Raw genomic sequence first — 22,892 nt, 5'->3', positions numbered from 1 at the left:
GTGGAACCACGGCCGCTCGCCGACCTGGTCGACCCCGGCTGGGCGACGGCGCTCGCACCCGTCGAAGCCGACGTGCACCGCATCGGCGCATGGCTGCGGGACGAAACCGCTGCGGGCCGTCACTACCTGCCCGCCGGCGGCGACGTCCTCCGCGCGTTCACGACCCCGTTCGACGCCGTCAGGGTGCTGGTCGTCGGGCAGGACCCGTACCCGACGCCGGGCCACCCGATCGGTCTGTCGTTCGCGGTCGACCCCGCCGTCCGTCCGGTGCCGCGCAGCCTGGCGAACATCTACCGCGAGCTCGCCGACGACCTCGGGGTGACCCCGCCGCAGCACGGTGACCTGCGGGCCTGGTCCGACCAGGGCGTCCTGCTGCTCAACCGGGTGCTCACCGTGCAGGCGGGCGAGGCCGGCAGCCACCGCGGCAAGGGCTGGGAGGCGGTGACCGACCAGGCCGTCCGCGCGCTGGTCGCCCGTGGCACCCCGCTCGTCGCCGTGCTCTGGGGCGCACAGGCCGGGTCGGTGCGACCGCTCCTCGGTGACACCCCGGTCGTCGCCTCGGCCCACCCGAGCCCGCTCAGTGCGTCGCGCGGGTTCTTCGGCAGCCGCCCGTTCTCGCAGGTGAACGCGCTGCTCGAGTCGCAGGGCGCACCGCCCGTCGACTGGACGCTGCCCGCTCAGTAGGCTCGGCACGTGCTCGAGGAGGAATACCAGCGACGGCGGGTCCTGCCGCGACACCTGCGTGCCCCGGCGGCGACCGAGACCGCCTTCGAGTACCGCATCCGTGCGGCCGAGGTGGGGGACCTGCCCCACGTGCGCGAGATCCACACGCACTACGTCCGCAACTCGTCGGTGACGTTCGACCCGGCGGCGTTCACGTACGCCGCGTGGAAGAAGCGCTACGACGACATCCGGAAGCGCCGCCTGCCGTTCCTGGTGGCGGAGAACCCCGCCGGGCAGATCCTCGGGTACGCCCTGGTCGACGCGTGGAACCCCCGGGACCGCTCGAACCACGTCGTCGAGGACTCGATCTACCTCGGTGCCGCGTCCGGCGGCAAGGGGCTCGGCCGCGCGCTGATGGAGGCGCTGCTCGACGAGTGCCGGTCGGCCGGCGTGCGCGAGGTCGTCGCCGTCATCGCGGACCGCCAGGCCGAGGCGTCGATCCGGCTGCACGAACGGCTCGGCTTCGAGGAGGTCGGCCGGATGGGCAAGGTCGGCTACAAGTACGACCGCTGGCTCGGCACCGTCACGATGCGGCTCCGCCTGCGCGGCCCGCGGCTGTTCGCGCGACGACGCTGACGGAGCCGACGCGGTCGACGCGCGTCACGCAGGCGAACACGGGCAGGGCGGACGGGAGGCCCGTGGCGGCCCCGACGCGCGCCTCCAGCCCGTCGCCCGGTTGCGTCAGCCTGCCGGCGCCTCGGTGATGAACTCGTCGCGCGTCACGCGGAGCAGCGCGGTGGCCGCCGCCGCCGCGGCGTCCGCGTCACCGTCGACCGCTGCGCGCCCGACGGCCTGGTGCCGGAGCGCCGCCTCGCGCGTCCAGCGCGTGATGGGATCGCGCGACTCCGAGGTGCGGGTGCGGAGCAGGGCCTCGACCGTGCCGGCGAAGTGCGCGAACACGGCGTTCCCCGACCCGGTGAGCAGTGCACGGTGGAAGCGGACGTCGGCCTCCAGGTAGGCGCGGCTGTCCTCGCGCCCGCAGGCGTCGAGCATCTCCTCGGCGGCGGCGAGCACGGCGCCCGCGCCCTCGGAGCCGGCGGTCAGGGACGCCGCGACCGGTTCGACGCCGAGCCGGAGCTCGACGAGCTCCCGCTGCTGCACGAAGTACGCCGGTGAGGTACCGCGCCACCGGATCACGGTGGGGGCGAGCAGCTCCCACGCGGTGATGTCGCGGACGAGCGTGCCGACGCGCTGCCGGGGCTCGACCAGACCGAGGGACTGCAGGACGCGCAGGGCCTCGCGGACGACCGAGCGGGACACCCCGAACTCGTCGGCCACCAGTTCGGGTCGGACGACGGCACCTGTGGCCAGGTCGCCGTCGACGATCCGCTGGCCCAGGGTGTCGAGCACGTGGGCGTGCAGTCCGCGTGCGGTGGGCATCGTTTCCTCCGTGCAGTACGGGTCACGCGGTCGCCGTGACGCCGGTCCCATCGAAGCGGCAGACTCCGGAGACGGGCGGTTGGCGCGCGGGACGACGTCGTATAGTCTGATTAATCAGATTATTGAGGGTCGGCGTTCGTCGCGCCAGTCCACCCTCGACACGAAGGCGACGGAGCCGCGCAGCAGCGACTCCAGGAAGGGGCGCTGATGCCTCACCCTCTCCCGGACCACCTGCTCGCCGCGGGTGGCACCACCGAGACGGTCGACCCGTCCGGTTCGATCCCGCAGCTGATCATCGCGGCGCTCGTCGGCATCGTGGTGATCATCGCGCTCATCACCTGGCTCAAGGTGCACCCGTTCATCGCGCTCACGATCGGCGCGCTCGGCGTCGGCATCGGCGCGGGGCTCGCTCCCGACAAGGCAGTCACCAGCTTCGGTGACGGCTTCGGCGCGACCATGACGAGCGTCGGCATCCTCGTCGGGCTCGGGGCGATGTTCGGCAAGATGCTCGTCGACTCCGGCGCAGCGGACCGCGTCGTGGACACCCTGGTGCGGAAGTCGTCGAAGGCGGCGCTGCCGTGGACGATGGCCCTGATCGGGGCGCTCATCGGGCTGCCGATGTTCTTCGAGGTCGGGCTCGTCCTGCTCATCCCGATCATCGTGCTGGTCGCCAAGCGGAGCGAGGTGCCGATCATGAAGATCGCCGTCCCCGCCCTGGTCGGCCTGTCGACGATGCACGCGTTCGTCCCGCCGCACCCCGGCCCGCTCGTCGCGATCTCCACCGTCGGCGCGAACCTCGGCACCACGCTCGCCTTCGGCATCGTGCTGGCGATCCCGGTGATCATCCTGGCCGGGCCGCTCTTCGCGCGCTTCGCGGCCCGCTGGGTCGACATCCCCGTCCCCGACATGTTCGGGTCGCGCGGGGCGGTCGCCACCGCCGGCCCGGGTTCGGGGTCGGGATCCGGGTCCGCCGCCTTCGCCGACGACCCGGCACACCCCGGACGGGAGGCCCGGCGCGGCCCCGCCACGCAGGACACCGCGTCCCTGCCCAACGGCAAGAGCGACTTCACGCGCGTCATCAGCGAGCCGCGCAGCCCGTCGTTCACCGTCGCCCTGATCGGCATCCTGCTGCCGGTCGTGCTCATGCTCGCCCAGGCGATCCGAGAGGCCACCGCCCCCGACGCCGCCGGCTCGTGGGTGAGCCTGCTCGACTTCCTCGGTTCGCCGATGATCGCCATCGGCATCGCGGCCGTCTACGCGATGGTCTTCTTCGCGATCGGCGGTGGCATGGACCGATCGGCGGTGTCGAAGTCGCTCGAGAGCGCGCTGCCCCCGATCGCCGGGGTGCTGCTCATCGTCGGTGCCGGCGGTGGCTTCAAGCAGGTGCTCATCGACACCGGGATCGGCGGCGTGATCGCCGACGCCGTCAAGGACTCCGGCGTCTCGGTGCTGCTCGTCGCCTGGGTCGTTTCGGCACTGGTCCGCGTGGCGACCGGGTCGGCCACGGTCGCCACCGTGACCGCCGCCGGCATCATGGCGCCGATCGCTGCCGACCTGTCGACGCCGATGACGTCGCTGCTCGTGCTCGCGATCGGTGCCGGCTCGGTGTTCCTGTCGCACGTCAACGACGCCGGGTTCTGGCTGGTGAAGGGGTACCTCGGCACCACGGTGGGGCAGACCTTCAAGACGTGGACGGTGCTCGAGTGCCTCATCTCGGTGTTCGGTCTGCTCGGGGTCCTGCTGGCCGGGGTGTTCATCCGATGAGCGGCGCAGGAGGAGTTGCTGCTGCCGGTGCGTCCGACGCCGGGCTGGACGCCCGCGTCCTGGTGGTGATGGGGGTCTCCGGGTCTGGCAAGTCGACCGTCGCCGCCATGGTGGCGGAGCAGGTCGGGTGGGAGTTCGCCGAGGGTGACGCGATGCACCCGCCGGCGAACGTCGACAAGATGCACGCCGGCACCCCGCTCACCGACGAGGACCGCTGGCCGTGGCTCGACGTCGTCGCCGGCTGGATCCGCGGACACCTGGACGCCGGGACGAACGGCGTCGTGACCTGCTCGGCTCTGAAGCGCTCGTACCGCGACGTGCTGCGGGCTCCCGGGGTGGTGTTCGTGCACGTGGCCGGTGACGGTGCGCTCATCGAGGAGCGGATGTCGCAGCGCTCCGGGCACTTCATGCCGACGTCGCTGCTGCAGTCGCAGCTCGCCACGCTCGAGCCGCCGCAGTCCGACGAGGCCCACCTGACGATCGCCGCCGACCGCACCCCGGAAGAGGAGAGTGCCGAGGTCGTGGCGCGGCTCGGACTGGTCCGGATCCCGAGAGCCTGATCGGGCAGTGCTCGGCAGCATGGCCGCATGGCGATCGACGACTCCCTCTCGCTCCTGACCCGCGGCTACGGGTTCGGTGCCCACCTGTGGCGCCGGACCCGTCCGGGGGCGCGGGCCGTGGGCTTCCGACTGCTCGGACGTCCGGCGCTGCTCGTGCGTGGTGCCGAGGGCGTCGCGCTGTTCTACGACGGCGACCGCACGGCACGCCACGGCGCAATGCCGGCCATCGTGCAGCGGACGCTGTTCGGCGTCGGGTCGGTGCACAGCCTCGACGGGGCGGAGCACCACCACCGCAAGGCCACCTTCGTCGACGTGGCGTACGAGGACGAGCAGGTCCGGCGGCTCGCACCCCTGCTGACCCGGGCGTGGGCGACCGAACGCCACGCCTGGCTCGCCGGTGGCACGCGAACGGCGTACGACGCTGCCGTCGGTGCGATCGGCCGCGCGGTCATGCGGTGGGCCGGACTGCCGGGCACGCCGGCGGCGAAGACCCGGTGGGCGGCACGGCTCGCCCAGGTCGTCGACGGCTTCGGGGTGCCGTACTCACCGGAGTACCTGCAGGCCGTCCTGAACCGGCACTGGTCGGACCGGCACGCCCGGCGGCTGGTCGAGGCCGTGCGCGGTGGCCGGCTGACCCCCGAGCCGCACACCGCACTGCACGAGTGGGCGTGGCACCGGGACCACTCCGGGGCGCTGCTGCCGGCGCGGCTGGCCGGCATCGAACTGCAGAACAGCATCCGGCCGGCCATCGCGGTGGCCCGGTTCGTGGCGTTCGCGGCGAAGGAGCTGCACGACCGGCCGGACTGGCGGGCACGGATCGCCGCCGAGAGCGCGGCGGCCGACACCGCTGACGGGCCGAGCGTCGACGACCCGCTCGCCGTCGGTCCGCGCGTCGACGGCCCGCTCGCCGTCGCCTTCGCGCAGGAGATCCGCCGGACGGCGCCGTTCGTGCCGATGCTGCCCGCCTGGGCCACCACGGACGTCCAGCTGGACGGCCAGCACCTGCCCGCCGGCGGGCGCGTGGTGCTCGACATCACCGGGACCGACACCGACGAGCGCTCGTGGGACCGTGCGGGCGACTTCGACCCGTCGCGGTTCCTCGGCGTGGACGACTACGAATCGATCACGACGTTCGTCCCGCACGGCGGCGCCGACGTCGCCACGGGACACCGGTGCCCCGGCGAGAAGGTCGCCGTCGCCGCGCTCGCGGCCGCGGTCTCGGTGCTGAGCGACCCGCGGCTGACGATCCTCGACGACGGGCTGCAGGTGGACCGCCGCCGGCTGCCGACGAAGCCGGCCTCGGGTGGCGAGGTCCGGGGCCGCTGCCCCTTCCACTGACCCGGTCTCGGTCGACCCGGTCTCAGTCGAACCGGATCGGGGTGCCGACGGGCAGCGCTGCCAGGGTGCGGGTCATCTCCGCCGAGATGCGGACGCAGCCGTGCGAGCTGCCGGTCGGGTCCGGGTAGTAGTGCAACGCGGTCAGCGCAGCGTTGCCGCCGTACGACGGGATCCGGGACGAGTGCGCCCCGGTCAGGATGATCGGGTTGCCCTGCGTGTACGCGACGCGGGTGTCGACGTACGCCGCCTCGACGTAGGTGGCGGTGTCGGTCGGTGTGGGGTCCTCCGGCGTCCCGAGCCGGGCGGCCTCGGTCGCGGTGACCTTGCCCGACCGGGTGACGACGGACACCGTGCTGGCGGCGACGTCGACCCGGATCATCCGGTCGGTCCCCGTCACGGTGAAGTCGGCCGCCCGGGCCCAGGCGAACGTCGCGCTCGGCGCGTCCGGGTCACCGCCGTCACCGGGGGTGCGGTTGCGGGACGGCGTCGACACCAGGAGCATCCCGCCGTCCCGGCCGGGGGAGCGACCCCACACCGCGGTCGCCGCGGGCCGGTTGATCGTCGACACCAGGTGGGACAGGGTCGCCACCGGTCGGGCGCCGCCGGACGGGCTCGCGTACAGGGCGACGAGCGGCGTGCGCGGGGTCGCGATCTGCCAGGTGTCCTCGGGCTCCACGTCCCCGCCGTCGAGCAACTGCGGCACGACGGCGTCGTGGAACGCCAACGGCAGCGCGGCCAGGGTCGCGTCGGATGGTGCAGCGGGGACGGCCGCGAGCGTCGGTGTCGGCGTGGCGCTCGGGGTCGGAGTCGTCGTCGCCCGCGCCGCCCGGGTCGGCTCCGGTGCCGGCGACCCGACGGTCACCCCCACCACGACGGCGGCGACGGCGAGCACCACCACCCCCGCGGTCGTCGCGATCCAGGTGCTGCGTCGCATGGTGCGTCCCCCTCGGTCGATCCGTCAGCGTTCGGTGACGGTGCCGCCCTCGACCCGCCACTGCCGGTCGAGTCGGACGGTCTCCAGCATGCGCCGGTCGTGTGTGACGAGCAGCAGGGTCCCGTCGTAGGACTCCAGCGCCTGCTCGAGCTGCTCGATCGCGGTCAGGTCGAGGTGGTTGGTCGGCTCGTCGAGCACGAGCACGTTCACCCCGCGGGCCTGCAGCAGTGCGAGCCCGGCCCGGGTGCGCTCGCCGGGGGAGAGCGCCGAGGCCGGTCGGCCGACGTGGTCCGCCTTCAGCCCGAACTTCGCGAGCAGCGTCCGGACGTCGGCGGTGGTGTACTCGGGCACGATCGCCTCGAACGCCGCTGCCAGGGGCTGCTCGCCGGTGAACGCCGCACGCGCCTGGTCGACCTCGCCGACCGCCACGCTCGAGCCGAGTGAGGCCGTTCCCGTCGTCGGCGCCTGCTTGCCGAGCAGCGCCCGCAGCAGGGTCGACTTGCCGGCGCCGTTCGGACCGGTGATGCCGATCCGGTCACCGCCGTCGACCTGCAGCGAGACCGGGCCGAGGGTGAAGTCGCCCTGGGTGAACGTGGCGTCCGACAGCGTCGCGACGACGGCCGACGACCGGGGTGCACTGCCGATCGTGAACTCGAGCTGCCACTCCTTGCGCGGCTCCTCGACCTCGTCGAGCCGGGCGATGCGGGACTCCATCTGCCGGACCTTCTGCGCCTGCTTCTCACTCGACTCCGAGGCGGCACGGCGGCGGATCTTGTCGTTGTCCGGGCTCTTCTTCATGGCGTTCCGGACACCCTGGCTCGACCACTCGCGCTGCGTCCGTGCCCGCGAGACCAGGTCGGCCTTCGTCGACGCGAACTCGTCGTACGCGTCACGCTTGTGCTGCCGGGCGATCTCGCGCTCCTCGAGGAACGAGTCGTACCCGCCGCCGAACAGCCGGTTCGACGACTGCGCCAGGTCGAGCTCGAGCACCGAGGTCACCGAGCGCGCCAGGAACTCACGGTCGTGGCTGACGAGCACCACCCCGCCGCGCAGCCCGCGCACGAACGCCTCGAGCCGGTCGAGGCCGTCCAGGTCGAGGTCGTTGGTCGGTTCGTCGAGCAGGACGATGTCGAACCGCGAGAGCAGCAGCGCGGCGAGCCCGACGCGGGCGACCTGCCCACCCGACAGCGCGGTCATAAGGGAGTCCGGGCCGACGCCGTCCGCACCGGAGTCGCCGGTGCCGGGTTCGAGGCCGAGGTCGGCGAGCACCGCCGGGATCCGGTCCTCCAGGTCCGCGGCACCTGCGGCGAGCCAGCGGTCGAGCGCCGCCGAGTACCGGTCGGCCGCTGCGTCGCCGGCATCGGGGTCCCCGAGCGCCGCCGCCGCTGCGTCCATCGCCACGGTCGCTTCGGTGCAGCCGGTCCGCCGCCCGAGGTACGCCGCGACGGTCTCGCCAGCGATGCGCTCGTGCTCCTGGGGGAGCCACCCCACGAACGCATCCGTCGGCGCCAGGGACACCGTGCCGGCCAGCGGCTCGTCGACCCCGGCCAGCAGCCGGAGCAGCGTGGACTTGCCGGCACCGTTCACGCCGACGACCCCGATCACGTCGCCCGGCGCCACCGTCAGGTCGAGGGAGTCGAACAGCGTGCGAGCGGCGTACCCGCCGGACAGGCCCTTGGCGACGAGCGTGGCGGTCATGCGCCCATCGTCCCACGCGGAGCGCGCACCCCACGTGCAGCAGACTGGGTCGATGGACTCCTGCGTCTTCTGTGCCGTGATCGCCGGTGACGAACCCGCCGTGTGGGTCGAACGCGAGGAGCACGCCGTCGCCTTCGCACCCCTGCCCGACTCGGCGCTGGCTCCCGGCCACACCCTGGTCGTGCCGGTCGAGCACACCGCCGACCTGCTCACGGCCGGGCCCACGGCACTCGCCGCCACCACGGCCCTGGCGCAGCGCGTCGCCCGTGCGATGAAGGGGGCCCTCGGCGCGACCGGGACCGTCGTGCTGCAGGTATCGGGTGCAGACGCCGGCCAGAGCGTGCCGCATCTGCACCTCCACGTCGTGCCGTGCTGGCCGGACGACGCCACGACGCACTGGCCGGAGCGACGATCGGCGCACGTGGTCGACGGTGACCCGCACGCGCTCCTCGCCGAGATGTTCGAGTAGTCGCCCGAGCAGACCCGGCCCGGCGCGACCCTCAGCCCCGCGGCGTCAGCCGACCCGCACCCACCGGTAGCAGCCCGCCCCGGTAGTCCAGCGCCGTCGCGCCACCGACCGAAACCGAAGCCGCCCCGAACCGCCACGCTCGGTTGAACAGGTACACGCCGATCACCGTGTCGCCGTCGTCCGGCACCGCCCACGTGCCGGTGCCCCACTGGGCCGGGTGCCCCACCCCGTCGACGGTGACGGTCGGCCGGGCGAACCAGGCGAACAGGGGCCGGACGAGCCGGAGTTCGATCCGGCGCTTCGTCGTGCCGGAGGGGAGAGTGGTGTCCACCGTCGAAGGATACGGGCCACCGCCGCCTAGGCTCGGAGCCGTGTTCGAACTCCACCACCTCTCCGCACAGGAACTCTGGGACTGGATCCGCCGGGGCGAGGCGACCGCCATCGAGGTCACCGAGCACTACCTGTCCCGCGTGGAACGCCTGGACGCCGGACTCGGCGCCTTCGTGACGGTCACCGCGGACGCTGCCCGGGCCCGAGCCGATCGCCTCGGCCACCTGGTGCCGACGTCGAGACCGTTGTGGGGCCTCCCGTCCTCCGACAAGGACCTGTACGACCGCGCCGGCGTCCCCACGCGGAACGGCACCGCGAGCCTGCCGGAGCGTCCCGCGTCGGCCGACCACCCGCTCGTCGCCGCGCTCGACGCGGCCGGCACCGTCAGCCTCGGCAAGACCGCGTCACCGGAGTTCGGCATGTCCTCGTCGTCCGAGACCCGGCTCGGCGTGACGCGGAACCCCTACGACACCACGCGCGCGCCGGGCGGGTCGTCGAGCGGCGCGGCCGTCGCCGTCGCCGCCGGACTGTTGCCGGCCGCGGTCGGGTCGGACGGCGGCGGATCGGTGCGGATCCCCGCCGCGGCGACCGGACTCGTCGGGCTGAAGCCGAGCCGCGGCCGCGTGCCGTCGATGCCCGGCCGCTCCGGCGTCGGCGGCCTGTCCGTCGCCGGGCCGCTCACCCGGTCCGTCGCCGACGCGGGCATGCTCCTCGACGCGCTGGTCGCGCCGACCGGGCTGCCCGAGCCGTCGCCCTACGCGCTCGTCACCCCCGACGTCGGCGAGGGGCCGTTCACCGCGGCCGCCGTCCGCGGCGAGGGCCGGTTCGTCGTCGGGGTGCTCGAGGGTTCACCGTGGGACGACACCGTCGACGTGGTTGTCGACCCCGCGGCCCGGGCCGCCGTGGAGACCGCCGTGCGGGTGCTCGGCGAGGTCGGGCACGGCGTCGAGGACGTCCGGATGCCCCGTGTGCCGTACGCCGACGCGTTCCGGGTGGCGTGGGAGAGCTCGGCCGCCCGCCTGCCGCAGGTGCCCGGCATCGACCTGTCGTCGCTGACCCCGCTCGTGGCGTGGCTCGTGGCACGCGGACGGGCACTGTCCGGCACGCAGGTCCTCGACGCGATGACGACGCTCGACACCTTCTCGACGACGCTCATCGGCGCGTTCGACCGGTTCGACGCGGTGCTCACGCCGACCCTCGCGATGACGCCGCGCCCCCTCGGCTGGTACGGCGACGACCCGGACGAGGACTTCCGCCGCCAGTGCGCGTACTCACCGTGGACGTCGATGGCGAACGTGTCCGGGCTCCCCGCGATCACCCTGCCGGTCGGCGTGACCGACGATGACCACCCCGACGGTGGCGGGCTGCCGATGGGCGTGCAGCTGATCGGACGCCCCGGAGGTGAGCGCGTCCTGCTCGCGATCGGCGCGCAGCTCGAGCGCCGGTTGCCCTGGCAGCGGCGGCACCCGGCTGTCTGGACCGCCTGACGCGCGCTGCGTGCTCGTGCGTCGGGCGCGTCGAGGTGCGTCGGGCCGGTGCGACGAAGTCGTCGTCGTTCGACAGCGACCCTGTCGCACCAGCGCGTCCGCAACGGTTGCACGCGCGGGCGGGCGACGATGTCGGTGTCGTACGACGTCGACGGTGTCGTTCCACGTCTGCACCCGGCGCCGCACCCGTCCCCGCGCGACCCCCGCGCAGCCCGCCTACGGCAGCGTCGGCGCCGCCGCCACCAACGCCCGCGTCACCGGGTGCTGCGGCGCGTCGAGGAGCGACACCGGCCCGTGCTCGACGATCCGGCCGTCGGACATCACCGCGACCGTGTCGCACAGCCGCTGCACGACGCCGATGTCGTGCGACACCAGTACGAGCGTCAGCCCGAGGTCGTCGGCGAGCGACCGGAACAGGTCGATGACCCGAGCGCGGACCACCACGTCGAGGGCGCTCATCGGCTCGTCGCCGAACAGGATCCGCGGCGAGTGCACCACGGCCCGGGCGATCGCGATCCGCTGCCGCTGCCCGCCGGAGAACTCGTGCGGGTACCGGTCGACCGTGTCGGCGGGCAGGTCGACGCGCTCCAGCACGGCACGGACCAGGTCGTCGTGCGAGCCCGGGACCTGCAGGGCCCGCAGCGGCTCGGCGACGATCGCGCCGACGCGCATCCGCGGGTCGAGGGACGCGTACGGGTCCTGGAACACCACCCCGGTCTCGCGACGGAACCAGCGCAACGCACGCGCGGACCGGGACGCGACCACCGGACGACCGGAGGCGGCGACGGTGCCGGCGGAAGGGGCCTCCAGGCCGGCGAGCAACCGGACCAGCGTGGACTTGCCGGATCCCGATTCGCCGACGATGCCGAGCCGTGCGCCGGGGGCAACCGTCAGGTCGACACCGTCGACGGCGGTGCGGACCGGACCGGGCTCGAACGGGCCGCGGCGGGGGAGTCGGTAGGTGCGGTGGAGGCCGGTGGCCTCGAGGACGGGGAGGGTCACGGGGCGGTCCTCCTGGCGGTGGCACGTGCGGCGTCGACGAGCGCGGCGGTGGCGGGGTGCTGCGGTGCGGCGAGCAGGTCCGCGACGCGGCCCTGCTCGACCACTCGGCCGGCGTCGAGCACCACGGCGGTGTCGGCGATGCGCGCGAGCACGGCGAGGTCGTGGGTGACGAACACCATGCCCGCCGGCAGGTGCTCGAACAGGTCGAGGATGCGGGCCTCGGTGGTGACGTCGAGTGCCGTGGTCGGCTCGTCGGCCACCAGGTACGACGGCTCGCCCGCCATCGCCATCGCGATGCAGATCCGCTGCCGCTGCCCGCCGGACAGCTGGTGCGGGTACTGCCGCAGCAGCGACTCCGGGTCGGGCAGCCCCACGGACGCCGCCAGGTCGACGGCTGCCGCGCGGGCCGCACGCCGGTCGAGCCCGCGGTGCAGCCGGAGCGGCTCCGCGATCTGCGCGCCGACCCGGCGCAGCGGGTCGAGCGCCGTCCCCGGCTCCTGGAACACCATCGCGATGCCCGACCCACGGTGCCGCGCGCGCTCGCGGTCGGGCAGGCCGACGAGTTCGGTGCCGTCCAGGCGGACGCTGCCCGTCACGACGGCGCCGGTGGGCGCCAGGCCCATCAGGGCGAGCGAGGTCATCGACTTGCCGGATCCGCTCGCGCCGATCACGCCGACGCGCTGGCCGGGAGGCACGGTGAAGCTGACGTCGTCGAGGATCGTCCGCCCCGTGATGCGGACCGACAACCCGCGCACCTCGAGTCCGGAGGCTGCGGTGGCGTGGGCGGGGCCGGCGCCGGTACCGGTGCCGGTGCCGGTGGCGTCGGCGGGGCCGGCTGCGTGGTCGGTCATGCGGTCACCCCCGGCGTGGTCGTCGCCGGGTCGGCGCTCCGGTCGCTCGCGGTGACGTCGGCCGTCGTGGGGTCGCTCGTCGTCGTGCGGTCGCTCGTCGTCAGCCGCGGATCCGAGGCGTCACGCACCGCGTCGCCGAGCAACGACAGTGCCGCGACGACGAGGGCGATGGCGGCTCCCGGCCAGGTCGCACTCCAGGGGTGGACCCCGATGTAGGTCTGCAGGTCGGACAGCAGGCTGCCCCACGACGCGGTGTCCGACCCGGCGCCGTAGCCCAGGTAGGACAGCCCGGCCTCGGCGAGCACGGCCGTGGCCATCGCGAGCGACAGCTGCACGGTGAACAGCGGCGCCGCGTTCGGCACCAGGTGGCGGAAGAGCACCCCGGCACCGCCGACGCCGGACGCCCTCGCTGCGGTCACGTAGTCGCTGCGGGCGATCCGCCGGATCTCCCCGCGGGCCACGCGGGCGATCGTCACGCCGAAGGACAGCCCGACGCTGACGATCACCACGCCGAGCGACCCGCCGAACACCGCGGTCAGGAGCATCGCGGTGAGCAGGGTCGGGAACGCCACCAGGATGTCGAGCAGGACCGCGGTGCCCTCGCGCACCCAGCGGGCGGTGAGCGATCCGATCGCGGTGAGGACGATGCCGACGACGCTCGCGATCACCCCGGAGCCGACGGCGACGAGCACGGTGGTGCGGGTGCCGGCGAGCAGGTAGCTCGCGATGTCGCGGCCGGCGGCGTCGGTGCCGAACCAGTGCGCGGCGCTCGGCCCCACCCACTGGTGGAACGGGTCGGCGCGGAACGGGTTCTGCGGCGTCCAGACGAGCGACACGGCGGCGAGCACGAGCAGCAGGCCGAGCACGACGACGGCGAAGACACCGGTCGGTCGCGACACCAGGCGGCGGATCATCCCTGCACCTCGCGCTGTCGGGGGTCGAGGGTGCGGTGCACGACGTCGACGGCGAACCCGACGAGCAGCACGAGTCCGGTGAGCACGAGCAGTTCCGACTGCACCTTCGTGATGTCGCGGCGGCCGACGTCGGTCACGAGCATCCGGCCCACCCCGGGCAGGGAGAACAGCTGCTCGACGACGACGGCGCCGACGAGCAGCCCGGCGATCTGGACGCCGAGCACGGCGAGCACCGTGAGGGCGACGCTCGGCAGACCGTGGCGGAGCAGCGCCTGTGTGCGGGTGAGCCCGACGGCGGCGGCGGTGCGCAGGTGGTCGGCGTCGAGGACGGAGAGCGTGGCGGACCGGGTGAACCGGAGGATCACGGCGCCCTCGACGGCACCGATCGTCAGCGCGGGCAGCACGAGCGATGCGAGCGCCCGCCCGGGTTCCGACCAGCCGTCGAGCGGGAAGCCCTGCGTCGGCAGCCAGTGCAGCGTCACCGCGAACAGGGCGACGAGGAGCATGCCGGCCCACACGACGGGCACGGCGGCGACCGCCTGCGCCGCGAACCCGATCACCGCACCACCCGGGCGGCGACGGAGCACCGCGGCGATCACCCCGAGCGGGACGCCGATCACCAGTGCGGTCGCCAGCGACATCGCGGCGAGCGGCAGGGTGATCGCGAGCTTCTGCGCGATCTCCGGCGCGACGGCGCCGTTGGTCACCAGCGAGCGGCCGAGGTCGCCGCGGAACACCCCACCGATCCAGTCGAGGTACTGCACCACGACGGGTCGGTCGAGTCCGAGCTGCTGCCGGAGCTGTTCCACCTGTGCGGGGGTCGACTGCGTACCGGCGACGACCTGGGCGACGTCACCGGGCAGCACGCGGAGCGTGGCGAAGATGATGACGCTCGCCACGAGCAGGCCGACGACGAGCAGGAGCACCCGCCCGATGAGGAACCGGGTCACGACACCGATGCTACGGGGACGGACACCCCGCCGCGGCCGCTCCGGTTCACTTGACCGCGAGCTTCGCCAGGTCGAGGCGCGAGTTCCCGCCGTCGACCGGGAAGCCCGTCACGCCGGAGCGCACCGCGGTGATCTCGGTCGCCGTGTAGAGCCACTCGCCGGCCGCGTCCTCGCTGACGATGCGTGCCGCCTTGCGGAGTGCCTCGGTCTTCGTGGCCTCGTCGGTCGCCGCGATCGACTGGGCGTAGAGCGCCTGCACCTCCGCGTTGTCGTAGCCGAAGTAGTAGTCCGGGTTCGCCCAGTTGCCGAAGTCACGGGCCTCGACGTGGTCGACCATCGACAGGTCGAAGTCCCGCTCGCCGGACTTCGGTGCCTGGAACACCGAGGACAGCCAGGTGGCGAAGTCGACACGCTTGACCGTCAGGGTGATCCCGACGTCGGCGAGCTGCGACTTCAGCACGTCGCCGATCGTGGTCGGGTAGATGTTCGCGTAGGTGAGCGTCAGCTTCAGGTCCTGCTGGCCGGCGGCGGCCAGGAGCTTCTTGGCGTTCGCGGGGTCGTACGCGTCGATGTCGGTGAGGTCCTCGTAGCCGGGGTCGAGCTCCGGGATCGGGCCGCCCTGCTCCACGCCGGTGCCGCCGATCGCCTTGATGAGCGCCTTCGCGTCGATCGCCTGCCGGATGGCCCGGCGCACGCGCTCGTCCGTGAACGGTTCCTTGCGGTTGTTGAACGCCAGCGTGTACTTGTCGGTCGTCTTGCCGCTGTGCAGCGCGATGTCGGCGTTGCCCTGCAGCTGGCTCTTGAGCGTGCCGTCGACCGGGTTCAGGACGTCGAGGTCACCGTTCGCCATCGCGTTGACGGCGGTCGACGGGTCCGTGATGTACCGGAAGACGATCTTCGCGACCTTCGCCTTCGTGCCCCAGTAGTCCTCGTTGCGGTCGAAGGTGAGCGAGTCGCCCTGCTTCCAGTCGGCCACCTCGAACGGACCGGTGCCGTTCGCGCTGTCGGACAGGTCGTTGTCCGCGGCCTTCTCGAGCACCAGACCGGAGCGGCCGGTCAGGTTCCAGAGCAGGTCGGAGTCCGGCTTCGCGAGTTTCAGCACGACGGAGTCGGCCGACGGCGAGGTGATCGACGTGACCCCAGCGAGCTTGGCGGAGTCGACGTACGAGTCGTTCGACTTGACCTGCTCGAGCGACCACACGACGTCGGCCGCGGTGACCGGCTTGCCGTCCTGGAACGTCGTGCCGTCCCGCAGCGTGAACGTGTACGTCAGGCCGTCGTCCGAGACCTCGTGCGACGAGGCCAGCACGTCACGGATCTCGCCGTCGGCGGTCCGGCCGACGAGCCCCTGGTACACGTTGTCGATGAGCACCTGGTCGAGCGCCGCCCCGGACTGGGTGCGGATGTCGAGACTCGTCGGCTCGAGCACCAGCCCGACACGCACCGTGGCGTCCTTGCCCCCGGTTGAGTCGGACGAGCCGGAGCAGCCGGCCAGCGCCAGGGCGGAGACGACGGCGACCGCGGTGGCGGCGAGGGCAGCGCGCCCGATGCGCGAGGTGCGCGCGGTGCGACGGGGCAGGAGCGGACTCATGGGGTGGTGGGTTCCTTCCGGGCACGAGGGTCGGGATCGGGCCTCGCGCTCGCACGAGGGTACCGGCGGCTGGCGCCCTCCGGCGACGGTTCTTCGATCGGGTGCAACAATCCGTGCCGCTCGGCCCATGCCCGGATCGCCGAAGCCAGTTCGAGGGGCGCCTGGTTCTGCACCGCGTGCCGCGAGGTGACCGTCACGATCTCGGCGTCCGGCAGGCGTTCGGCGAACCCGGCGTGCAGCTTCGGGGAGACGTACCCGCGGTCACCCCGGACGAGCAGGATCGGCACGCGCAGTGCCTCGAGGTCCGGCCACGCATCGGCGAAGCGCCCCACCGACGACGTCCGCCCGGCGGGCAGGTGCGGGAAGTGGTGGCGGCGCACGAGCCGCCCGTCCGCACCGAGGGCCGTCGTGTGCCGGGCCTCGCGCAGCAGCACCTGCCGGTCGTCGCCGACCCGCGCCTCGATCGCCCGGTCGACGACCTGCTCCAGCGACTCGAACGGCTCCTCGGCCTCGAGCGCGCGGGCGATCCGGTCCACCGCACGCTGCGCGAAGTCCGGCGACATGTCGACGAGCACGAGCCCGGTCACCCGCTCCGGCGCGGTGGCCGCGAGTCGAGCGGACAGGATGGCGCCGAGCGAGTGGCCGACGACGATGCCCGGCGGCACCGCGAGCGCATCGAGCGCGGCGAGCACGCTCGGCGCCGTCGCGGTCGCCGCGTAGTCCGCGTCCTCCCGCCACGACGACCGGCCGTGGCCGGGCAGGTCGAGGGCGACCGCCGGCTCGCCCACGACGAGTGCCGTGGTGTCGAAGCTGTGGGCGTCGATGCCGAGCCCGTGCAGGTAGGTGATCCGGGCCTCCTGGCCGTCGTCGCCCCACCGGATCGCGGAGATCTCCTGTCCGTCCGCGGTGCGGACCACCTGCCTGGAGGCGCGGAGCGGCGCGTCCACGCCGCTCGCGCTGGCGAGGGCGGGCAGGTCGGCGAATTCGTCGTCGGGGGCTTCGGACACGGGGACGATCCTCGCACCGTTCCGGGGGCCTGGAGACGTTAGGTAAGGCATGCCATACTCGATTCCGTGGCAACCCGGTATCGCGTCTTCTCCGTCCGCGTGGCCGCCGTCACGTCGCTCACCCCGAACTTCGTCCGGGTGACACTGACGGGCGACGCGCTCGCTGACTTCTCCTCGGTCGGTCTCGACCAGCGGATCAAGATCGTGCTGCCCCTGCCCGGCATCGGCTTCTCCGAACTGCCGGAGGACGAGGACTGGTACGCCGCCTGGCGCGCGCTGCCGGACGAGACCCGCAACCCGCTCCGCACGTACACGGTCCGCTCGTTCCGGCCGGACGCCCGCGAACTCGACATCGACTTCGTCGCGCACGGCGACACCGGTCCGGCGTCGCGCTGGGTGTCGGCCTGCCGCGTCGGTGACGAGCTGCGCATCGTCGGGCCGCGGGTCCCCGAGTCGCCGGAGGACCTGCCGACCGGGGCCGCCGAGTTCGCTCCCGGGCACGCGAACCGGATCCTGCTCGCCGGGGACGAGACCGCCGCACCGGCCATCTGCGCCATCCTCGAAGCCCTCGACGTCTCGACCGTCGGCCACGTCTTCATCGAGGTGCCCACCGACGCCGACCGGTTGCCGGTCACCGCGCCCGCCGGGGTCGAGGTCCGCTGGATCGCCCGCAACGGCGCCACCCACGGGGTCCGGATGACCGACCAGGTGCACGCCTGGGCCTCCACCGTCGCGCCGTCGTCCGCCGCCGCGTGCGAGCCGGCCGCCGAGCTCACCGACGTCGACGTCGACGAGCAGGTGCTGTGGGACGTCCCCGCCCCGGTCGACGAGCGCCCCGTGTACGCCTGGATCGCTGGTGAGGCCGGCTGCGTCAAGGAACTCCGCCGCCACCTGGTGCGCGGCGTCGGCATCGACCGCAAGCAGGTCGCGTTCATGGGGTACTGGCGGCACGGCAAGGCCGAGCACTGATGTCGGCCGCGGGCACCGCGCTCGGTCCGGTCCCGACCACCGCGCTCGGGGCCCGCGGGCTGACCCTGGCCTACGACGACCGGGTCGTGGTGGACACGCTCGACGTCGACATCCCCGACGGCGAGCTGACGGTCATCGTCGGGCCGAACGCCTGCGGCAAGTCGACGCTGCTGAAGTCCTTCGCCCGCACCCTGAAGCCGCGAGCCGGCACGGTGTTCCTCGACGGGGCGCCGATCGACTCGTACCGTCCGAAGGCCGTCGCCCGGCGGGTCGGGATGCTCCCGCAGACCCCGATCGCCCCCGACGGCATCACCGTGCGTGACCTCGTGTCCCGAGGCCGGTTCCCGCACCAGGACCTGCTGCACCCATCGTCCGGATCCGACCGGCAGGCCGTCCAGGCCGCACTCGAGCAGACCGAGACGGTGGAACTGGCGGACCGGAGCGTCGACGAGCTCTCCGGCGGGCAGCGGCAGCGGGTGTGGATCGCGATGGTGCTCGCGCAGCAGACCGACATCGTGCTGCTCGACGAGCCGACGACGTTCCTCGACATCGCCCATCAGTACGACGTGCTCGAACTGGCCTCCACGCTGCACGCCGCCGGTCGCACGGTCGTCGCGGTGCTGCACGACCTGAACCAGGCTGCGCGCTACGCCACCCACGTCATCGCGATGCGCGACGGGGCGATCGTCTCGGCGGGGAAGCCGGCGTCGGTGCTCACCGCGGACCTCGTCGAGGACGTCTTCGGCCTGCCGTGCGTCGTCGTCCCCGACCCCGAGACCGGCACGCCCCTCGTGGTGCCGCGGCGGCGCGCGGCCTGAGGCGCTGGGCTGGGCTGGGCCCGCCGCCGTTTGGAGGGCCTGCCGCGAGTGGTCACGACACGTCGTGGGCAGGGCGTCGTGTGGTCACGAACTGTCGGTTGGCGGCGCCGCAGGCGACGGTCTGCGACCGCTCGCCGCGCTCCCGGCGGGGTGTTGTGACCGGCGGGGACCCTGTTCCGGCGCCGCCACGAGCCTCCAGGCCGTCGACTGGTCGCGTTTCGTCGCCTGGCGGGCCTGCCGCCGAGTAGTCACGACACGTCGTGGGCAGGGCGTGGTGTGGTCAGGAACTGTCGGTTGGCGGCGCCGCAGGCGACGGTCTGCGACCGCTCGCCGCGCTCCCGGCGGGGTGTTGTGACCGACGGGCGGGTGCAGTGGGGTGGGGCGTGGCGGCCGGGAGGCTCGGGGCGGGCCCGCCACGCGCCTCCAGTCCGTCGACTGGTCGCGTTTCGTCGCCTGGAGGGCCTGCCGCCGAGTGGTCACGACACGTCGTGCCCCGGGCGCGGGGTGGTCAGGAACTGTCGGCTGGCGGCGCCGCAGGCGACGGTCTGCGACCGCTCGCCGCGCGCCCGGCGGGGTGTTGTGACCGACCGAGCCGCCGGCCGACACGTCCGCCGAGGTCGCACCCGCACCCGCACCCGCACCCGCACCCGCACCCGCACCCGCCCCGCACCCGCCCCGCACCCGCACCCGTCAGCGGTAGCCGCCGTCCTCCAGGCCGGCCTCGACCTCGAACCGGTTCCGCAGGGGATCCCGCCCGGCGACGGCGTAGAGCAGCGGCATGAGCATCCCGTACCGGCGCCACTGCTCGACGTGCACCCGCTCGTGCCGGAGCACCCGCGGGCCGTCGTTGTCGCGGGTCAGGTACACCGAACCGACGCAGGTGCCGCCGCGCCGGAAGACCCAGCGCGGCAGCCCCGTGCAGACCACGAGCCCGTCCTCCACCCGGACCCGCCCGGTCGACAGGGGGACGCCCACGGCGAGCCCGACGGCGGTCGCGAACACCCACCCCGCACGGGACACGGGGGAGTCGAGCAGCGGGTTGCGCACGCTCAGGCCGGGCGGCCGTACGTCTCGAGCAGGCGGAGCCAGATCTCGTTCATCGTCGGGTAGGCCGGCACCGCGTGCCACAGGCGGTCGATCGGGACCTCGCCCACGACGGCGACGGTCGCGCCGTGCAGCATCTCGGCGACGTCCTGGCCGACGAACGTGACGCCCACGACGACCCCGCGGTCCTCGTCGACGACCATCTTCGCGCGGCCCGTGTAACCGTCGGCCTGCAGGGAGGACCCGGCGATCGCACCGAGGTCGTACTCGACCGCGCGGACGTTCAGCCCCTGCTCGCGGGCCTTCGCCTCGGTCAGGCCGACGCTCGCGACCTCGGGGTCGGTGAAGGTGACCTGCGGCGAGGCGGCGTGGTCGGCGGTGGCGACGTGTGCACCCCACGGCTCGGTGTGCAGCGGCGTGCCCTGGTACCGGGCGGCGATCGCCTCGCCGGCGGCGCGCGCCTGGTACTTGCCCTGGTGGGTGAGCAGGACACGGTGGTTGACGTCACCCACGGCGTACAGCCAGTCGGTGCCGTGCACGAGCATGGTGTCGTCGACGTCGAGCCAGTCGCCCGCGGTCAGGCCGACGGTCTCGAGCCCGAGGTCACGCGTGTGGGCGGCGCGGCCGGTGGCGGCGAGCACCTCACTCGTGATGACCGTGGTGCCGTCGTCGAGCTCCGTGGTGACGAGACCGTGCTCGTCGCGGTCGACCCGGACCGGGTTGACGCCGGTGCGGACGTCGACGCCGAGCTCGCGCAGGGAGTCGGCGACGAGTTCCCCGGCGAAGGGCTCCATGCCGCCGAGCAGACCGTGCCGGGCGACGAGGGTGACCTTCGCGCCGAGGGACGCCCACGCGGTCGCGAGTTCCGAGCCGGAGACGCCGCCGCCGATGACGAGCAGGCTCTCGGGGACCTGCTGGGCGCTGGTGCCCTCGCGGGTGCCCCACGGCTTCGCCTCGGCGAGACCGGGCACCGGGGGCAGCGTGTGCAGGGAACCGGTGACGACCGCGACGGCGGCGCGCGCGGTGTGCGTCTCGCCGTCGACGTCGATGGTCTTCGGGCCGGTGATGCGGGCGTGCCCGCGGATCAGGTCGATGCCGGCGGACTCGAGCCACGAGACCTGGCTGTCGTCCTTCCAGTCGGAGGTGAACGAGTTGCGGCGGGCGAGCACGTGGGCGGCGTCGAGCGTGCCGGTCACGGCCTGCTTCGCACCGTCGAGCCGCTTGGCGGCGGCGAGGGCGTGTCCGCTGCGCAGGAGCGCCTTCGAGGGCATGCACGCCCAGTAGGAGCACTCGCCGCCGACGAGCTCGGCCTCCACGATCGCGACCGACAGGTCGCGCTTCCTGGCGTAGTCCGCCACGTTCTCGCCGACAGCGCCGGCTCCGATCACGATGAGGTCGTAGTCCGTCATGCTGCCGAGCGTACGCGGGCCGGCAGGGGGTCCGCCGGTCGCGTCGTGCCCGTGCTCAGCCCACCCGGGAGGCGCTGGTCACCGCTCCGACGACGCGCAGGATCACGCCGAGGTCGTCCACCGCCCGGTCCGGGTCGACGGGCGCGAATCCGGTGAGCGCGGCGCCGACGAGGCGGCGGCCGCGCGTCGCGGCCTGGATGCGCTCGACGAGCGCTGCGCCGTCGAGGCCGAACGGGACGGGTTCGAGGAGTCCGTCGACCTCGGACGGGTCGAGGACGTCGAGGTCGACGTGCACGAAGACCGATGCGGCACCGGTCCGCTCGACCGCTGCGGCGAGGGCGTCGGGGGTGGCGGCGTCGACGTCGAGGTGCACGATCCCGGCCTTGTCGAGGGCGGCCCGTTCGGCGTCCTCGACCCCGCGGACCCCGGCGACGACGACCGAGGACGCCGGCACCACGGGCAGGCCGGGGAACAGGTCGTCGGGGCGGTCGACCAGCAGGCGCAGGGCGGCGGTCTCGGCGGCGACGGGCTGGGCTCTGTTGAGCGCGCGGTACCCGCTCGACCCGGAGATGCGGACGAACGCGGTGTCCGGTGCGAGGGCGGCGGTCGCGCCGAGGACACTGGCGCCGTCGCCGCCGACGACGAGCACCGGTTCGGTGGCGACGGCGGTTTCCTCGGCGACGCGTTCGGCGACGGCGAGCACCGAGGTGTAGCGGGCGACGGCGGTCTCGAGGCGGTCACCCGCTCCGGCCGGGACGTCGACCACGGTGGTGGACGCCCGGGGGAGGTCGGCCGCGATCGCCGACGCGCCGTCCCCGAGCCGCATCGCGCGCGACGACGCCGAACCCTGCCACTGACCGACCACGAGGAAGTGCATCGTCTCAGTCTGTCAGCTGGGGTCCGGCGTCGTCAGGGCGTTCGTCAGATGCTCGAGGATCCGCCGGACTTCAGCGCGGCGAGCCGTGCCTCGACCTCGGCGTCCTTGCCGACGTCCTCGAGGCTCTCGAACTGGGCGTCGAGGCTGGACGACTGCAGCTCCTGCTGGCCGAGCACCTTCGCCTCTTCGCGGCGGACCTTCTCCTCGAAGCGGCCGAGGTCGCTCGTCGGGTCGAGCACGTCGATGTTGCCGAGGGCGTCGTTGACGCGGGACTGCGCCTCGGCGGTCTTCGAGCGGGCGACGAGGTTGTCCCGCTTCGCGCGGAGCTGCTCGAGCTTCTGCTCCATGCCGGCGAGACCGGTCTTGAGCTTCTCGACGGCCTCGTTCTGCGACGCCAGGTTCGGCTCCGCGTCCTTGACCTCCTGCTCGGCGGCGATCTGCTTGCCGATCGCGATCTTGGCGAGGTTGTCGAACTTGTCCGCCTCGGCCGACTTGCCCTCGGAGCGGTACTTGTCGGCGGCGGCGGAGGCGTTGGCGGCCTTCTGGCCCCACTCGAGGGCGGCCTTCTTGTCCTCTTCGTGGTCCTGCTCGAGCAGGCGCACGTTGCCGATGGTCTGCGCGATCGCGGTCTTCGCGTCGGCGATGTTGTTCGTGTAGTCGCGGACGAGCTGGTCCAGCATCTTCTGCGGGTCCTCGGCGTCGTCGATGATCTGGTTGATGTTCGCGCGCACGAGGGTGGAGATGCGTCCGAAGATGGTCTGCTTGGCCATTGCTGTT

The 22,892-nt window shown here is 73.4% G+C and carries 23 protein-coding genes; 9 read left to right on the top strand and 14 right to left on the bottom strand.

The window, feature by feature from the left end; translation table 11 throughout:
* Together BR70_RS0109100 and BR70_RS0109095 are read left to right on the top strand one after the other, a co-directional pair.
* Window positions 1-684, top strand: coding sequence for a uracil-DNA glycosylase (locus tag BR70_RS0109100; RefSeq protein WP_027465816.1), 684 nt, complete (start codon window positions 1-3; stop codon window positions 682-684).
* 9 nt (window positions 685-693) lie between these two features.
* The gene (locus BR70_RS0109095; protein WP_027465815.1) at window positions 694-1,299 is read left to right on the top strand and encodes a GNAT family N-acetyltransferase; all 606 of its coding nucleotides are present in this window, start codon (window positions 694-696) and stop codon (window positions 1,297-1,299) included.
* Between the two features lie 105 nt (window positions 1,300-1,404).
* Here BR70_RS0109095 and BR70_RS0109090 read toward each other — a convergent pair whose 3' ends face one another.
* Window positions 1,405-2,103: a FadR/GntR family transcriptional regulator gene (locus tag BR70_RS0109090; RefSeq protein ID WP_027465814.1), complete on the bottom strand. Its 699-nt coding sequence runs from the start codon at window positions 2,101-2,103 to the stop codon at window positions 1,405-1,407.
* Window positions 2,104-2,310: 207 nt separating this feature from the next.
* On the opposite strand from BR70_RS0109090, the gene BR70_RS0109085 reads away from it, so the two are divergent.
* The 3 genes from BR70_RS0109085 to BR70_RS20255 are packed head-to-tail and all read left to right on the top strand — an operon-like array spanning window position 2,311 to window position 5,765.
* Complete coding sequence (locus BR70_RS0109085; protein WP_051596752.1) at window positions 2,311-3,867, top strand: GntP family permease; 1,557 nt, start codon at window positions 2,311-2,313, stop codon at window positions 3,865-3,867.
* Entirely contained in the window at window positions 3,864-4,427 is a 564-nt protein-coding gene (locus tag BR70_RS0109080) for a gluconokinase (RefSeq protein ID WP_027465812.1), read from the top strand. Before BR70_RS0109085 ends, BR70_RS0109080 begins: the two co-directional genes overlap by 4 nt.
* 27 nt (window positions 4,428-4,454) lie before the next feature.
* Window positions 4,455-5,765, top strand: coding sequence for a cytochrome P450 (locus BR70_RS20255; protein WP_035808343.1), 1,311 nt, complete (start codon window positions 4,455-4,457; stop codon window positions 5,763-5,765).
* Window positions 5,766-5,787: 22 nt separating this feature from the next.
* On the opposite strand, the gene BR70_RS22280 is transcribed toward BR70_RS20255, so the two are convergent.
* Together BR70_RS22280 and BR70_RS0109065 are read right to left on the bottom strand one after the other, a co-directional pair.
* Window positions 5,788-6,699 (bottom strand): L,D-transpeptidase, encoded by a 912-nt coding sequence (locus tag BR70_RS22280; protein ID WP_027465811.1) that lies wholly within the window; start codon window positions 6,697-6,699, stop codon window positions 5,788-5,790.
* A gap of 24 nt (window positions 6,700-6,723) precedes the next feature.
* Complete coding sequence (locus BR70_RS0109065) at window positions 6,724-8,397, bottom strand: ABC-F family ATP-binding cassette domain-containing protein (protein WP_027465810.1); 1,674 nt, start codon at window positions 8,395-8,397, stop codon at window positions 6,724-6,726.
* A gap of 52 nt (window positions 8,398-8,449) precedes the next feature.
* Here BR70_RS0109065 and BR70_RS0109060 point away from each other — a divergent pair, with 52 nt between their 5' ends.
* A complete protein-coding gene (locus BR70_RS0109060) occupies window positions 8,450-8,866 on the top strand; it encodes an HIT family protein (protein ID WP_027465809.1) in 417 nt (138 codons plus the stop codon).
* Window positions 8,867-8,897: 31 nt separating this feature from the next.
* On the opposite strand, the gene BR70_RS0109055 is transcribed toward BR70_RS0109060, so the two are convergent.
* Window positions 8,898-9,197, bottom strand: coding sequence for a hypothetical protein (locus BR70_RS0109055; RefSeq protein ID WP_027465808.1), 300 nt, complete (start codon window positions 9,195-9,197; stop codon window positions 8,898-8,900).
* Between the two features lie 40 nt (window positions 9,198-9,237).
* Here BR70_RS0109055 and BR70_RS0109050 point away from each other — a divergent pair, with 40 nt between their 5' ends.
* Window positions 9,238-10,683 carry an amidase gene (locus BR70_RS0109050; protein WP_027465807.1) on the top strand — a complete coding sequence of 482 codons (1,446 nt, stop codon included), beginning with the start codon at window positions 9,238-9,240 and terminating at the stop codon, window positions 10,681-10,683.
* A gap of 216 nt (window positions 10,684-10,899) precedes the next feature.
* Here the strand turns inward: BR70_RS0109050 and BR70_RS0109045 are convergent, their stop codons facing one another.
* Genes BR70_RS0109045 through BR70_RS20240 form a run of 6 tightly spaced genes read right to left on the bottom strand, consistent with a single transcriptional unit; the run spans window position 10,900 to window position 16,998 of the window.
* A complete protein-coding gene (locus BR70_RS0109045; RefSeq protein ID WP_027465806.1) occupies window positions 10,900-11,685 on the bottom strand; it encodes an ABC transporter ATP-binding protein in 786 nt (261 codons plus the stop codon).
* Complete coding sequence (locus BR70_RS0109040; protein ID WP_197019628.1) at window positions 11,682-12,536, bottom strand: ABC transporter ATP-binding protein; 855 nt, start codon at window positions 12,534-12,536, stop codon at window positions 11,682-11,684. Before BR70_RS0109040 ends, BR70_RS0109045 begins: the two co-directional genes overlap by 4 nt.
* Window positions 12,533-13,450: an ABC transporter permease gene (locus tag BR70_RS20245; protein WP_035808341.1), complete on the bottom strand. Its 918-nt coding sequence runs from the start codon at window positions 13,448-13,450 to the stop codon at window positions 12,533-12,535. The genes BR70_RS0109040 and BR70_RS20245 overlap by 4 nt, the downstream gene beginning before the upstream one ends.
* The gene (locus BR70_RS0109030; protein WP_027465804.1) at window positions 13,447-14,400 is read right to left on the bottom strand and encodes an ABC transporter permease; all 954 of its coding nucleotides are present in this window, start codon (window positions 14,398-14,400) and stop codon (window positions 13,447-13,449) included. The genes BR70_RS20245 and BR70_RS0109030 overlap by 4 nt, the downstream gene beginning before the upstream one ends.
* 46 nt (window positions 14,401-14,446) lie before the next feature.
* Window positions 14,447-15,991 carry an ABC transporter substrate-binding protein gene (locus BR70_RS0109025; RefSeq protein WP_051596751.1) on the bottom strand — a complete coding sequence of 515 codons (1,545 nt, stop codon included), beginning with the start codon at window positions 15,989-15,991 and terminating at the stop codon, window positions 14,447-14,449.
* Window positions 15,988-16,998: an alpha/beta fold hydrolase gene (locus tag BR70_RS20240; protein ID WP_051596750.1), complete on the bottom strand. Its 1,011-nt coding sequence runs from the start codon at window positions 16,996-16,998 to the stop codon at window positions 15,988-15,990. Before BR70_RS20240 ends, BR70_RS0109025 begins: the two co-directional genes overlap by 4 nt.
* Window positions 16,999-17,064: 66 nt before the next feature.
* Between BR70_RS20240 and BR70_RS0109015 the strand changes: the two genes are divergently transcribed.
* Both BR70_RS0109015 and BR70_RS0109010 read left to right on the top strand, forming a co-directional pair.
* Window positions 17,065-17,967: a siderophore-interacting protein gene (locus BR70_RS0109015; protein ID WP_231495675.1), complete on the top strand. Its 903-nt coding sequence runs from the start codon at window positions 17,065-17,067 to the stop codon at window positions 17,965-17,967.
* On the top strand, window positions 17,967-18,785 hold the full coding sequence (locus BR70_RS0109010; RefSeq protein WP_027465801.1) for an ABC transporter ATP-binding protein: 819 nt from the start codon (window positions 17,967-17,969) through the stop codon (window positions 18,783-18,785). Before BR70_RS0109015 ends, BR70_RS0109010 begins: the two co-directional genes overlap by 1 nt.
* Before the next feature lie 690 nt (window positions 18,786-19,475).
* On the opposite strand, the gene BR70_RS0109005 is transcribed toward BR70_RS0109010, so the two are convergent.
* From BR70_RS0109005 to BR70_RS0108990, 4 genes are read right to left on the bottom strand one after another with little or no spacing between them, the layout of a single operon-like run.
* The gene (locus tag BR70_RS0109005) at window positions 19,476-19,832 is read right to left on the bottom strand and encodes a Fe-S oxidoreductase (RefSeq protein ID WP_185974184.1); all 357 of its coding nucleotides are present in this window, start codon (window positions 19,830-19,832) and stop codon (window positions 19,476-19,478) included.
* Between the two features lie 2 nt (window positions 19,833-19,834).
* Window positions 19,835-21,238, bottom strand: coding sequence for a dihydrolipoyl dehydrogenase family protein (locus tag BR70_RS0109000; RefSeq protein ID WP_027465800.1), 1,404 nt, complete (start codon window positions 21,236-21,238; stop codon window positions 19,835-19,837).
* A gap of 55 nt (window positions 21,239-21,293) precedes the next feature.
* Window positions 21,294-22,115, bottom strand: a complete 822-nt coding sequence (locus tag BR70_RS0108995; RefSeq protein WP_027465799.1) for an arginase family protein — start codon at window positions 22,113-22,115, stop codon at window positions 21,294-21,296.
* A gap of 44 nt (window positions 22,116-22,159) precedes the next feature.
* Window positions 22,160-22,885 carry a PspA/IM30 family protein gene (locus tag BR70_RS0108990; protein WP_027465798.1) on the bottom strand — a complete coding sequence of 242 codons (726 nt, stop codon included), beginning with the start codon at window positions 22,883-22,885 and terminating at the stop codon, window positions 22,160-22,162.
* Window positions 22,886-22,892: the final 7 nt, after the last annotated feature.

It is taken from the genome of Curtobacterium sp. UNCCL17 (assembly GCF_000686685.1).
Taxonomy (GTDB): domain Bacteria; phylum Actinomycetota; class Actinomycetes; order Actinomycetales; family Microbacteriaceae; genus Curtobacterium; species Curtobacterium flaccumfaciens.
Note: the sequence above shows the minus strand (reverse complement) of the source record. Positions and strands in the feature narration are given on the sequence as shown.